Annotated in this window: 4 protein-coding genes; 2 read left to right on the forward strand and 2 right to left on the reverse strand. The window is 41.7% G+C overall.

The window, feature by feature from the left end:
• Positions 1-44: 44 nt before the first annotated feature.
• Positions 45-3,134, reverse strand: coding sequence for an S-layer homology domain-containing protein (locus MHI48_RS22880; RefSeq protein WP_405141863.1), 3,090 nt, complete (start codon positions 3,132-3,134; stop codon positions 45-47).
• A gap of 834 nt (positions 3,135-3,968) precedes the next feature.
• Between MHI48_RS22880 and MHI48_RS22885 the strand changes: the two genes are divergently transcribed.
• Together MHI48_RS22885 and MHI48_RS22890 are read left to right on the forward strand one after the other, a co-directional pair.
• Positions 3,969-4,367, forward strand: a complete 399-nt coding sequence (locus MHI48_RS22885) for a CopG family transcriptional regulator (protein ID WP_076329996.1) — start codon at positions 3,969-3,971, stop codon at positions 4,365-4,367.
• 50 nt (positions 4,368-4,417) lie between these two features.
• Positions 4,418-6,133, forward strand: coding sequence for an ABC transporter ATP-binding protein (locus MHI48_RS22890; protein ID WP_076329997.1), 1,716 nt, complete (start codon positions 4,418-4,420; stop codon positions 6,131-6,133).
• Positions 6,134-6,457: 324 nt separating this feature from the next.
• On the opposite strand, the gene MHI48_RS22895 is transcribed toward MHI48_RS22890, so the two are convergent.
• Positions 6,458-15,853, reverse strand: coding sequence for an amino acid adenylation domain-containing protein (locus MHI48_RS22895; protein ID WP_405141865.1), 9,396 nt, complete (start codon positions 15,851-15,853; stop codon positions 6,458-6,460).
• Positions 15,854-15,855 lie beyond the last annotated feature (2 nt).

Here is a 15,855-nt window from a genome sequence, read left to right on the forward strand (position 1 = left end):
GACAGGGGTATGACCATGTATGACATGTTTTTTTGTTTATTCATTTACTCCTGATAGACAACTATACTTACATTAGAATTGTTATCTTCTGGCGTACTTGCTGTAAGTATGACATTATGATCCATCGTGGTGACATTCCACCCAGGCATTGAATTCTCAAATGCAGAACCAATTTTCTCAGCCAGTCCATTTAATGTCTCTGTTCCTGACAATCTTAAACGTTTGGAAACTTCATTCGTACCGTCTCGAAATACAACTCTAATAATCCCTGGCGCGCTGGGGCCAGAATCAATTTTTAAACTTACAACTTGCTTTACGCCTGCAAAGGTCTCCGATCCTGGTGTAGTAATTGAGCTTGATAGAAATCCAATACCAGTTGTCGCTTCCACGATTGCCACGGATAGTTTAGGATTATTATCCGAAGGTGCTCGGGCTGTAAATATAACATTTCTATCATTTGACGTAGCGTTCCAATCAACTAAAGACGTGTTAAATGCCCAAGCTATCTTCGTTGCTACTTCGGCAGCAGTTTCTGTACCTATTAATTCAATATCTTTAAGAATGGTTGTGCTACCGTCTGTAAATGTAGCAGTAATCGTTCCGGCAGCTGTAGCCCCTGAATCTATCACTAAGGTAGCCACTTGTGCTTCGCCAGTAGGGTATGGAGCTCCTACGGTCGTTATTGTACTATCTGGCATGCCAATTCCTGTGTTTAATCCCGAAAGTCTCGCCATAGCTTTTATGTTATTCTCTGCCGGAAACTCGGCTGTAAAAATTACATCTGAGCCCAGTGAAGAAACGATCCAATTCGGAATCGTGCTCCCGAATGCTGCTACTATCTTGTCAGCAAGATCACTTCCTGTTTCAGGACTTCCCATCATAGACACATAGGCTGTCCACGAGGAGACTCCATCCGTGAATTTGACGCCTATCGGCCCATGGTCACTCTCTGAATTGGGCAGACGCAGCTTAATTACTTGGGATGTGTTTGTCGCAGGATTTCCTGGAACTTCAAGTGTACTTGAAGGTGCCCCTACTCCTGAGGCTTCCAAAGCGTATATTCGAACATTTTCGTTATTAGTACCTGCCGTTTGCGATGTGAAATGTACTCGAGTCCCATCAGCATCTACAACCCAACCCGCTACGGATGTTCCAAAAGCGACTGCTATTTTTGATGCTACTTCAGCCGCTGTTTCTGTTCCCAGCATGTAGATATTTTTTTGAACTGGCACTCCTCCATCTGTAAAATAAACATTATATGAACCCGGAGCCGTTGCACCGTTCTCTATCACTAGTGTTGCTACTTGTGCTGTACCCTGTAATGGCTCTGTTCCTACAGATGTAATCGAACTATCTGGCATACCAATTCCTGTGTTTAATCCTGAAAGTCTCGCCATAGCTTTTATGTTATTCTCTACTGGAAACTCGGCTGTAAAAATCACTTCTGAGCCCCGTGAAGAAACGATCCAATTCGGAATCGTGTTCCCGAATGCTGCTACTATCTTGTCAGCAAGATCACTTCCTGTTTCAGGACTTCCCATCATAGACACATAGGCTGTCCACGAGGAGACTCCATCCGTGAATTTGACGCCTATCGGCCCATGGTCACTCTCTGAATTGGGCAGACGCAGCTTAATTACTTGGGATGTGTTTGTCGCAGGATTTCCTGGAACTTCAAGTGTACTTGAAGGTGCCCCTACTCCTGAGGCTTCCAAAGCGTATATTCGAACATTTTCGTTATTAGTACCTGCCGTTTGCGATGTGAAATGTACTCGAGTCCCATCAGCATCTGCAACCCAACCCGCTACGGATGTTCCATACGCGACTGCTATTTTTGATGCTACTTCAGCCGCTGTTTCTGTTCCCAACATGTAGATATTTTTTTGAACTGGCACTCCTCCATCTGTAAAATAAACATTATATGAACCCGGAGCCGTTGCACCGTTCTCTATCACTAGTGTTGCTACCTGAGCCGTACCTACGTTGTTATAAATACTACCTGGGACAGTTATGACACTTCCACTCGAAACCACCCCTGTCATAATGCTTTCAACGGTGGCTTTAACGTGATCGTTGTTAACAGCTGGATTTAATGCTGTAAAATAAATGTTTGCACGCTCAGCATCCACATTCCATCCTGTTAATGCATTATCAAACGCTTGTACGATTTTAGCAGCTACCTCAGTATCCAATTCAGTTCCATCAAGCTCTACGTAAACGGTCACTGGATTGACTCCATCCGTAAATGTGGCACTCAATGAACCTGCCGTATCTGCACCACTTGTTATTGTCAGAGTGGCAACTTGAGATATACCTTGAACGGCTTTGACTCCTTCAGTGGCGATTAATGTGGAGGTCTTCACTCCAGTAGTAATCGAAGGTGAACCGGATCCATTAGATGTAGTGTTTGAATCTGAATTTAAACTCGCAGTAGGTATAGATGGTGAAGGTATATTATCTTTATCTTCACTTTCTGTTTCTTGTTCTTGTTCTTGTTCTTGAATCAAGCTTATCGCTTTATCCAACATCACAACTGCCTCAGCTCGCGTAATTGGAGATGCCGGTTTGAATGAACCATTTGTATAACCAGTAATGATATATTTTGAGAATGTAGCACCTATGGCACCCTTACTCCAATATGTAAACTCTGAAGAATCCTTAAATGCTAAAGCTGCTTTTTCATTACTAGGTAATTTCAGTAAGTCTGCTACAATAACTGCAGCTTCTTGACGGCTTATCGGTTTAGAAGTACGTATAGTTTGATCTTTATAACCTTGTATGTAACCTGCTTTTACCGCTTTTTGCACTTCTAGATAGCTCCAATTTGAAGACGACAAGTCAGTGAAATGTAGTTCTTCTACCTCATTAAAATCAAACTGACGATTAACCAATGCCATAAATTCTCCACGTGTAATTACATCGTTGGGTTTAAGTGTTTGGTCGGAATATCCTTTAATCAACCCTTCTGAGAGCCATTTGCTAAGGATATACTCGGCCCAATGTCCTTCAATATCTAAATTGGTTTTCTGACCATATGCTACCCCACTCAAGACGGATACCAAACTGGTTGCTAATATGAATGTGCTTACTTTTTGAATCACTTTTCTATAAAACATATACTTCCTCCAGTTCAAATATAAAGCTATTTATTTACTCAATAGAATAGATTAGTCTGTGCCTCCCCTCCAGTTACTCTTCCTTAAAGCGAATTTGAATTAAGGTATAAGCTTCAACCATCCGCCTTTTTCTTAATGCTATCTTATTATATCGGTTTACACTAGTTCACGAGTTATACTTATTACTTAGGTTCTTTTACTCAGCACTATTCTTTTTCTGAATTGAGCGAGCCTTGTACTCAAATTTGATACGTTCTTGTAATGATATATAGTATTTTTGGGAGAACTTACTACTTAAAAAGATATATATTATGAGTCTATCCAAGTTAGAATTAACAGTTAATGGGTTGCTTTTATACTTCTATTGTAGCGCACCTGAAGAATACGATTTTATTTACGAAATAGTTCCATTAATCAGGGTATTCTGACATCCACGTTGAGAGTTTATCTTTGTTGCAATAATTAAACACAACAATAGCACCGTTCCTTTTGAAAGTATCGGCGCTGTTAACGTATCGGATAAATCGAGCGAGTTATCTGCTAACAGTCGGTAGCGCTCTTCGCTTTCATTACCTTGAGAAACTACCTTTACTCAGTAATATTTTTAGACGTTCCAAAAATACCATCTACCTTTCCTTCAAAAACAAAGGAACAATCAACTATACAAAATTAATATTCCTACACTTCTAAAGAACATAGTTTTATTGAACTTGAATTTTAACCCTCTCTATCATATAATCTATATAGATGGTATATGGATGGTGTGTGGATGGTAATTTCCTTTTTACACTTCCATAGATCGATTTCAATTATATTTAACCATACTAATAGTGCTGAGGAGTTGAATCTAAAATGGACAATATTGATAAAACAGAGAAAATAACCATTAATATTGGTGTTGTTGATCTTGGTCACATTGATCTTCTAGTTGAACAAGGATTTTATTCGAATCGAACCGATTTCATTAAAACTTCGGTGCGAAATCAAATTTCAACGCATCAACAGTACATACAACACGAGATATCCAGCAAGGTGCTAGCTGCGGGCGTAGTTCACTATAACCAATCTGATCTAGTGGAGCTGTATAACAAAAATCAAAGTCTGGAGATCAGATTAATTGGTATGCTCATCTTGGATCCAGATGTTACTCCAGAAGCGATATACAAAACAGTAAAAGTAGCAAAAATTTTTGGTGTTATCAAAGCTAGCCCGCAAGTAAAAGCTGCATTGGAAGCGATAAAAAAGAAATAGTTTTTTAAACTTTTCAGAAACTTAATGAATTTTCATAAGAGGTGGAACGCATGAAGTTTATAGGATCGTACTTAAAGCAATACTGGTATCTCTATGTACCCTTAGCCATTACGACACTTATTGGTATTGCACTAAATTTATCCCTTGCTTGGTTTATCTCAAGAATAACCGATGTAGCTGTAATACAAGACTCCTCACAATGGATGTTTATGATTTATGCAGGATGTATTATCGTAGGTGTACTCGGTTTCAATGCTTACACTGATACATATTTAAAAGCTAAAGTGGCCAGTATGATTCGTAATGATCTCAAGAAGAAAACAATGAGCACACTCCTTCAATTAAAACAATCCTTCTACGATAAGAATCATTCTGGACAATTGGTTACCCGACTGACTAATGACAATTCAATGGTAGGTGATGCGCTCGGGAATACGCTAATAGAGCTAATTAAAAACCCTCTTCTCGCTATTTTTTCCTTCATTTATTTAGTTTCGATAAACTGGAAACTGGCAATTATATGCTTGTTAATTGGGCCAATTACCTTAGCCGTTGCAGCCTTGTTTGGTAAAGCTATGAGAAGACTCTCGAATGATTTACAAAATCAAAACGGGCAGACTTCTAGTTATTTACAAGATGTTCTGGGATCAAGTATTATCTTCAAAACTTTTGCACTAGAAAACATTTTTCATAAAAAATTCGTGAAACAAGCAGAAAAAATTTTCAAATTGGAACTTAAAAACGGTAGAATGAACGGCGCATTAGATTCTACTACACAAGTTGTTGCAAACATTGCATTCATTATTGCATTCATTCTTGGCGCATATTTCGTTTCTCAAGGCGATATGACTATAGGAAGCCTACTTGCCTTTATCCAACTTATGAATTACTTAATTATGCCGTTCACAGCATTTTCAGGCATATGGGGACATTTTCAGTACTCTATGGGTGCCGCAGACCGGATCTCTGAAATTTTGGACGTTTCGAAAGAACCATCAATCGTACCACACGCTGCAAAACCAGTTAAAACTTCGTTTAACAATTTGAGCTTGAAACAAGTTCACTTTGAGTACGAGAATGAATCTGTAATAAATGACTTATCCGTTAATATTAGCAGGGGTGAGTTTGTCGCTATTGTCGGGCCAAGTGGTAGCGGAAAATCAACCTTATTTAAACTATTACTGAGTCTATATCCTAGTTCAAAAGGAAGCATTTCAGTCGATGGCCAGTCTTATGAAAGCTTGAGTGAAGAAGATGTCAGAAGATACTTCTCTATGGTACCCCAGGAGCCTTATCTCTTTTCCGGAACTATTCTTGAAAACATCAAGTACGGAAATCCGGATGCAACAGAGGAAGAAGTCATTCAGGCAGCAATTCACGCGAATGCTTATGAATTCATTACTGGCTTGACAGATGGATTTCAAACTGAAGTTGGCGAAAGAGGCTCAAACCTTTCTGGTGGCCAGAAGCAACGCATCGCTATAGCACGAGCAATTCTCCGTAACGCACCGATCTTACTTTTAGATGAAGCTACGGCATCCTTAGACAACGAGTCAGAACGCCTTGTTCAGGAAGCTTTGAATAAAATGATGATTGGGAAGACAACTTTAGTCATTGCACACCGTTTATCAACCATTCAAAGTGCAGACCGAATTCTTGTAATGAAAGACGGACAAATCGTTGAGAGTGGTAATCATGATGAACTGTTAAAAAGGCAGGCACATTACTTCAACTTGTACAACAAAAACTTAGCTTCAGCAAACTAATTTCATAAATGCTTAGGTGGCAGTGCTCAAGTCGTTTCTCTACTTGGCACTGCCCTTAACTTTGAGTTGTTTTTATTTTTTGAGTCTTAACTCCTGAAACCATAGCTTAATTCCCCTTTCTCAATAGAAACAACTCACCTTTGTCTACTCCTGCAAAATAACAATATTGTTGTATCCAAGAATTATTACTTCTACACACACGAGAAGTTCATAAATAGAAACATGGGGTGCTCCTCGTAATCTTGATGACGATGGAGACGCCCCATGCTTTATCTACCTTATTCCCGCTTTAAATTGTCTGAAAGAATGCCACTTACTTTAATCTTATAACTTTTCTAAAGTTTTGAGACTTACATTTTCAGCAATCTTGCGTACAGAAGGATACTTGAAAACCATCGAATCCTCTATTGTAATATTTTGTTGTTCCAATTTAATCTCGACATGAATAGCGTTAATGGAGTTCCCACCAATTTCAAAGAAATCATCTTCTACTCCAAAATCAGATCTCCCTAAAACTTCAGTCCATATGTCATAAACCAACGTTTCCAACTTACCTAAAGGTTCAGACGACTCCTGGTCGGGATGCAACTGAACTTCAATCGGAACTTCCTTAAGTTTTCTTCGATCAATCTTTCCATTAGCATTTAATGGCATCGCTTCGACCACAACATATTGGGCAGGAATCATGTAAGTAGGAAGAATGTTTTGAAGATATTTCTGGATTACTTTAGTAGAAATGTCTTGCTTAATAACCAAATAAGCAACCAACATCTCCATACCTTCTCCGCTAGGATCTGTATTTACAATTACTGCAGTATTTATAACCGATTCATGACGCAACAGAACCGCTTCAATCTCTGACAGTTCAATTCGATACCCCCTAATTTTCACTTGATTATCGGCACGTCCAATGTAATCAAGATTTCCGTCGGGCAGCCAACGTGCTAAATCACCCGTTTTGTACATCCGAGCGCCAGGGTTAAAAGGATTTTGAACAAACGCCTTAGCGGTAAGGTCCTCACGGTTCCAATACCCCCTTGCTAAACCGGCCCCAGCTATGTACAACTCCCCAACAATCCCTATTGGCTGCAACCTCTCTTCTTCATTCAGAATATAAATCTGAGAATTGATAATTGGTTTGCCTATGGATATGTGACTTCCATCTGTCAATTCTTGCACAGTGGACCAAACTGTGGTTTCAGTCGGTCCATACATATTGTAGATTCTAGCCGAAGTTACTTGAGACAAGCGGTTCATAAGCGTTGGAGGTAGTGCTTCCCCACCAAGCAATATGGCCGATAAATTGCTAAAGCAATGACCAACTCCTGCATCCAATAATAGTCTTAGCCGCGACGGAGTTAGTTGGATGATGTCAGCGTATTGCGACGAAACTAATTCACTTAATACCTTTGGACTTTGGATTTCGTCTTCCGTCGCCAGTACTACTGTTGCCCCCAACATCAGTGGAAGAAGACTTTCTAAAACAAAAATATCAAAGGATACAGTGGTTAAGCTCAATACAGTACTTTCTGAAGAAATTGGTAAGCGATCTCTCATTCCTTCACAGAAGTTCTTCAGACCTCGATGTTCAAGCATGACTCCTTTGGGACGACCAGTTGACCCTGATGTATAAATCACATAAGCTAGATCGCCTGCTTCAGGATAATTGGAAAGTTCAATGTTGTCTTCCCGTAAATCTTCATCATAATGTACAGCAATTTCTATTTGGTGAATTGACTCACTGATATAACCTGAAAGACTACCATCAGTCACTATGAAACGAGCATTACAATCTTCCAACATGTATTGAATCCGATCCTCTGGATGTTCCGGATCAATCGGAACATAGGCTGCACCTGCCTTCAGAATCCCCAACATGCCAGAAAGCAGTTCAATAGATCGTTTGGAAACTAAACCAACTAAGGATTGTTTCTCTAGCCCCTGTTCCAAAAGCAATCTTGCAATTCGATTCGCATGTCGATCCACTTCTCGATAAGTCCAAGAAGTTTTACCACATATGATGGCTGTCTTATCCGGGGTCAATTCAACGTACTTTTCAAACTGTACCAGGATAGTTTCATCTTTTTCAAAATAAACTTCAGTATTATTGAAAGTCTCCAATAACTGTCTGCGCTCATTTGAACTAACTAAGTCCACATCAGCCAATTTAATAGATGGATTTGATGCAATCTGAATTAAGAGTAATCGCCAATGTTCTGCGAATCGTTCCATTGTAGCCCGCTCAAATAATCTACTTGCATATTCAACACCAACTTCAATGCCATCCTTGATCTCTGTCACTTGCATTGAAAGATCTAACTTCGCTACACTTTCTGGCAAAGGAAGCATTTCGTATTCCAAATTTCCTATTAAGTTAGTTGAGACTTCCAAGTTCTGCATAGAGAACAAAACATCGAACAACGGATTTCGGCTTAAATCCCTTTTTAGATCTAATTGCTCAACTAATCTTTCAAACGGATAGTCTTGGTGTTCAAATGCTTTTATGGTGTCACTTTTAACTTCACTTAAGAAGTCGAGGAACGATTTCTCCTTATTCGGACGTCCTCGTAACGCTAGGGTGTTGATGAAAACCCCAAACATATCATGAACATCAGCATGATTTCGCCCAGCAATTGGAGTCCCTACAATAATGTCATCTTGACCGCTATATTTCCCTAACAACACTTGGAAAGCGGCAAGTAATACCATATATAGTGTACTTCCAGTCTCTGTAGCAAGCTTGTTAAGTCCATCAGATAATTCCTTGTTCAGATGAAATAATAAACTATCACCTTCGAAGCTCTGTTTGGCAGTTCTAGGATAATCAGTAGGAAAACTTAATACAGGTAATTCTCCACTAAAGGTATCCAGCCAGAAAGTCTCTTGGTGCTGTATACGTTTAGCGGATAGTTGCTTTTGTTCCCACACTGCATAATCCTTGTAACCTATCTCCAGTGTTTCCAATGTGGATCCCTCATAGTATCTAGAAAGATCTTTCCAGAATATCTGCATAGAAGTACCGTCTGAAATGATATGGTGCATATCAATGAGAAGAACAAATTCCGCTTCTTTGCATTGAAGTAGTCTCGCTCTAATTAATGGAGCCTCATTCAGTTCAAATGGATGGATGAAGCCAAACATACTTTCATAGATTTGTTTCTCCAGTGTCTGATTGTCCCCTTGGAAACGAAGATCTCTTTTTTCCAAGTAGAATGGTACTTTTTCATGAATTCGTTGTACAGGCTGATCGTCCAACCATTCAAATGACGTTCGTAAAATTTCATGGCGTTCAATAACCCGGAGTATAGCTTGTTCCAATTGGTCAGGCTTCAACTCCCCATAGAGCCTCACAGCCACAGGCATGTTGTAGGTTGTTTGCTTGCCCTCCATCTTATTTAAAACGAGCATCCTTTTTTGAGTTGAAGAAACCGGGTACACTTCTTTATGCTCACTACGAGAGATTGGTTCGTAAGCAACTTCTATCGAATGACTAGCAATATCCGCCAAGGTCTCTAATACAGGATTTTTAAAAATCACTTGAAGTGTTAATTCGACCTTTAGTTTAGCACGAACAAGTTGAATTAAATTCATTGCCTTCAGTGAATGTCCACCAAGCTCAAAGAAGTGATCGTCGATGCTGACTTGGCTGACTCCCAGCACTTCCTGCCAAATTTCCACCATGTCTTCTTCCATTTGAGTTCTTGGTGCCACATAAGATGTTCTTGCTGCCTTCGCCTCTTCCGGCTCCGGCAGTGCCTTTTTATCTACCTTTCCATTCGGCGTCAGCGGTAACTGGCTCATAATTATAATTTGGCTAGGCACCATATATTCAGGCAGGATTCTCAGTAAACCACTTCTCAGTTGTGAGCCAGTTGTTTTCTCTTCTACGGGTACGCAATATGCACACAAGTATACTTGCTCGTCCTGATCTTTCCGTGGCACAACCACGGCCTCACGCACACCATCCATCTGGTCCAGCGCAGCTTCGATTTCACCAATCTCAATACGGTACCCTCGAATTTTTAACTGCTCATCTTTCCGACCAAGGTACTCCAGTGTTCCATCCGGCAACCAACGTGCCAAGTCTCCGGTCTTATACATTCGTTCCCCAGGTCTATCTGGGTGAGCTACAAATTTCTCTGCCGTGAGCTCTGCTCGATTTAGATACCCGCGAGCAAGACCCATCCCAGCTATACACAGTTCCCCGGCAACGCCAATGGGTTGCATCCGTCCGGCCTCATCCATGATATAAATTTCCGTATTATCGATGGGACCACCAATCGGTACAGATCCTTGCGTTTGACCAGCCGGTCTCTGCCACATGGTTGCACATACTGTACTTTCGGTAGGTCCATAGGCATTAATATAAGTGATTCCTTTGGTGTGCTCCAATAAGCTTTCAGTCGCAGCGGATCCCGCTGTAATCAGCATCCGCAGTTTAGGTAGGAGTTGAACATCAACATACAGTGCAAATCCTGGTGGTAATGTCGCTATCGTCACCTGTTTCTCCGCCATCCACTGTGTCAGTTCCCATGCATCCCGTACCGTTTCACGGTCTGGCATACATAACACAGCGCCTAATAGCACGCTTTGGGTGATCTCCCACACCGATGCATCAAAGGAAATGCTCGCGAATTGAAGGATATGATCTGAAGAAGTGATATTCATTCGATTACAGAACATTTGTCTTAAGTTCGCAACACCTCGATGCTCTACCATCACACCTTTTGGCTTTCCAGTCGATCCTGATGTATAGATGACATAAGCGATATCTCCAGCTGCATTCGTTCGCATCGGATTGACTACTTCTTCCGCTTCTTCGGCCAATGCTTCCATACAAACGCTGCTCACACCATGCTGAGTGACCCGTTCTTCAAGATGGCTTTGCGTCAACACCACGTCCACGCCACTATCCATCAGCATATAGGCAATGCGTTCTTCTGGATAATCAGGATCCAGCGGAACGTAAGCCCCTCCTGCTTTCCAAACCCCTAGAATTCCTGCAATCAACTCAACCGACCGATCTGCCATAATGCCGACGAGACGTCCTGCGCCAATGCCCGTTGCTTGCAAATGCCAAGCCACTCGATTCGCCAACCGATTCAATTCATCATACGTCCAGCAAGTTTCATTGAAGATCAGTGCGGTTGCTTCCGGTCTTTCTGCCACCTGTTCTTCAAACCAGTCTGCTGCCGTTTTCTCGATATCTAACGGAACTTCTGTGCGATTAAATCGATGTAGCTCTTCCCGTTCAGGCTCGGATATCATTTCGATGGCTCCAATAGTTAACTCCATTCCGAATGCAATCTCCCGAAGGAGTTTCAACCAGTGATCTCCCATCCGCTGTGCGGTCGTTCGATCAAATAGCTGACTTGCATATTCTAAACTAAAGACAATTCCCACTTTATTTACAACTGCCTCTATCGATAGGTCAAACTTGGCTACAGGGAATTCAATCTCTAGCGGAGTGACCTCTTCTTCTACTAGGTTCCAACCGCCCGAAGTTGTATTGTCCTGCATTGCAAATAAAGCATCAAACAGAGGGTTTCGGCTCGCATCCCGTCTAACTTCCAGCTTTTCTACCAACCGATCAAAGGCGTACTCCTGATTTTCATAGGCTTGTAACAATGTTGTCTTCACTTCCGACAAGAACGCAGTGAACGTTTTCTCTCTTGTTGGTGCTCCCCGCAGAGCTAGCGTGTTTACGAACATGCCTAACATCTGTTCCGTATCAGCGTGACGACGCCCAGCAATCGGTGTACCCACCACGATATCCTCTTGACCACTGTAGCGGGTTAACCACACTTGGAACGCTGCCATGAGTAGCATGTACAGTGTACTGCCACTCTCTGCTGCCAGTTCTTGCAGTCGATCTGTTGTTTCTTTTTCCAATTCAAATGTGATCCGGTCACCTTCAAAGCTTTGCACCAGTGGACGCGGTCGATCAAGAGGAAGTTCCAGTATGGGAAGCTCTCCGGATAATTGATCCAGCCAGTAAGATTCCTGATCTTTCATGGACTCACTATCCATTTGTGCCTGTTCCCACGCCGCGTAATCCTTGTAGCTCAGCTCTAGCGGTTCTAGAGTTTCGCCCCTATACATCCGGGACAGTTCATCCCAAAATATTGCCGTAGATACTCCATCTGAAATAATATGGTGCATGTCCATCACTAATATATAATCCGACTGACCCTGTTCCGCAAGCCAAGTTCGCATGAGTGGAGCTTGTTGTAAATCGAATGGCTGGATGAGTTCACTCAGTTTCTGACGCAGGGAACTCCCTAACTTCTCGCTGGCCTCCAACTGCCCGAGCCGCTCTAACCGGTACGGGACGTTCTCATGGATGATCTGCAGCGGCTCGCCGTCGACCCATGTAAATGAAGTACGCAAAGCTTCGTGTCTTTCGACCATCCTTTGAAGGACAGTTTCGAGTTTCTCCACATCCAGGTCACCCTGAAGACGAACCGCCATAGGCATGTTATAACTTGTCTGTTTCTCACCAATTTGATTGAGAATCAGCAATCGGCGCTGGGCAGATGATACAGGATATGCCGTTTTAGGCGCTAACGGTTGAATGGGCTCAAACCGACTCTGAGCTGCTCGCGCTGCATATTGAGCTAAATCATGGAGAATCGGGGTATTGAATATCTGTCGAAGAGGCATCTCGATCTGCAATTGTTTTTGAAGGGCTGACACTAAAGCCATCGCTTTTAATGAATGTCCGCCTAACTCAAAGAAATGATCATAGATGCTGATCCGTCCTCTCTCCAACACATCCTGCCAAACCTGAACCATCTTGGTTTCCCATTCATCACGCGGTGCAGCATAAGCCTTTCCACTGGCCATCACATCTAAGGGCTCTGGCAGAGCTTTGCGGTCCACTTTTCCATTAGGTGTAAGCGGAAGTTGCTCAATTGCAACAAACCTTTCGGGAATCATGTAATCCGGTAGAGTTTCCTGCAAGCCACTGCGCAGGATACTCAAATTAAGGGATATTGTTTCAGAATTCATAACTACATAGGCTGCTAAGTATGGTTGGCCTTCCTTATCACTTTGTACCGCCACGAATGCATCCTGTACCCCTGGCAAGTGTTGTAAATTACTTTCAATCTCACCAGTTTCAATACGGTAGCCTCGAATCTTCACCTGATGATCAACCCGTCCCATGTATTCCACATTCCCATTCGGTAACCACCGGGCTAAATCGCCTGTCTTGTACATCCGCTCTGCTGGTTTGTATGGATGCTGAACGAATTTCTCTGCGGTGAGATCTGCTCGATGGAGATAACCTCTCGCTAAACCTGCCCCAGTAATACATAGTTCTCCAGCTACTCCAATAGGTTGTTGTTGTCCCCAGCGGTTCATGATGAAAATCTCCGTATTGGCAATCGGTTTGCCAATAGAAATAGCATCGTTTTGTACAGATGTACATTCATAATACAAAGCACAAACCGTTGCTTCCGTAGGTCCATATGAATTCACAACCATGGATTTGTCCATAAGCGTTCCAAAATGATGTGCTTTTAAGACATCTCCTCCGGATACGAATGCCCTAATCTGATGATGTACGTTCTCCAAGCTTCGGTTTAATTCATTCAACAAGTGAGGGGAACAAGAAACCATTGTGACTCGGTTCAACACCATAAGTTCTACTAGTTTTCTTGATTCCAATACCGTATCTTTATCCGAAATGAATAACGTACCACCATTAACTAACACCGGGAATATCTCTTCCAATGAAGTATCAAAAGCATAAGAAGCTTGCTGCAACATACAGTCACGTGCGCTAACATCAAAATACTCCGAAAACGTGTTGATATAATGGGACAAACTACGATGTTCGACCATTACCCCTTTAGGCAAACCTGTAGATCCAGATGTATAGATAACATAGGCCAAGCTCTCAGGCAGGATTGTTGGCAGAGAGTTTTCAGGCTCTTCTTCACTAGGTTCCGTTTCCGTTTCAAGCTGGTCTAATGCAATAAGGTTTGTCTCATCTTCAAACAATCCCTCTTGTATTAGACGAGCTTGGGTAAGAACAACCTTAACCCCACTATCTTTAATCATGTAGCGAATCCGATCTTGAGGATAATCAGGGTCAATGGGAACATAAGCTCCTCCAGCCTTCCAGATTCCCAAGATACCGGCTATCATCAATTCAGAACGTTCTAATAAAAGACCTACCAACGTTTCTGGTCCAACCTTTACACTTCTCAAGTAATTTGCAATTCGATTTGCTGCGTCGTTCAATTGCTTATACGTGATTACTTTATCCTCAAAAAGTATGGCTGTATGCTCAGGTGACTTTACAACTTGTTCCTCAAACCACTCAGGAATAGATTTCATTGAATCGAGGGGGGTTACGTTCCCTTTACCCCAATTATTCAGAACTATCTTTTCCTTTTCTGGCAACAATTCAAATTTGTATAGAAGCTCATCAGGTTGATCAACTATTTGTTCAGCTAGTTGAGTAAAATGTTGGGCGATTCGTTGTATCATCATAGAGTCATACATCTTCGCGTTAAAATTGAACTTAAATCCGAGTGATTTCCCAGGTAGGACCGTTAAATCAAATCCGTAGCTTGTCCGTTCCATTACTTCGGCACCTGTAATAACTGCAGTACGTGTCTCGTCTTGCTTCATTTTTTCGTCGATCGGATAATTTTCAAATACCATAATATGATCGAACAATTCTTGCTTCAAGGCAGATTCTGCTTGAATCTCATATAAAGGATAGTAGCTATAAGTTTCTGACTCTAGAACAGCATGTTGAAGTCGTTTAAGCAAATGAATGGCCGTGTCGCCTTCTGAACTCTGGACCCGTACGGGGACTGTGTTAATAAACAGTCCCATCATACGCTCGACGCCTTCTAAATTCGAAGGCCTGCCTGAAACAACAGCACCAAAAACTACATCATCGGTACCATTATAACGTTGTAACAACACACCCCATAATACTTGTAGTAAGGTATTCATGGTGGCTCCATTGATTCTAGCAAGCTCCTGTAATCTACCTGTCAAATTTTCATTAAAGCTAAAATTGAAACACTGGTGGTCATACAGTTCCCCAGTAACATTAGATTTTCGTAGGGGGAGCTCCGCTTTGTCTTCATAGCCCGCAATAAGCTCTCTCCAATACTTACGTGCTCTTTCTTTGTCTTGTTTTTCCAACCACTGTATATATACGTGGTATGGAACGACAGGATCAAGTTTAGGTTTTTGCCCTTTAAGTGTCGCCTCGTAAATCTCAAACCATTCACCGAAAAATAAACTAATACACCAGCCATCTAGCAATATATGATGGAAAGTCCATACTAAGTTAAACGACTCGGGTTCCGTCTGGAATAACTTCAATCGAATTAATGGATCTTTGGCCATGTCAAAAGGCGCACATCGATCCTCTGCTTTATAAGACCGAATTTCCTCTTCCTGATCTTCAGTATTCATATTCGATAAATCATGAAACGAAATCTGGATCTCTCTCTGCTCACGTACAATTTGCCTTGGTTTTTGAAGATCAGTATGAACGAAAGAAGTTCGCAGAATATCGTGCCGCTGCACAAGTTCGTCCAGACTTCTCTGAAAATAAGGAATATTTAAAGTTCCCTTGATGGTAAAGGATGCCTGTTCATGATACGCATCGTCTTTCTTTTCCATGATGGAATGGAATAGCATGCCCTCTTGCATGGGTGTCAACGGATATATTTTTTTAATTTTCAAGA

Source organism: Paenibacillus sp. FSL H7-0942, assembly GCF_045040715.1.
GTDB classification, from domain to species: Bacteria; Bacillota; Bacilli; order Paenibacillales; family Paenibacillaceae; genus Paenibacillus; species Paenibacillus amylolyticus.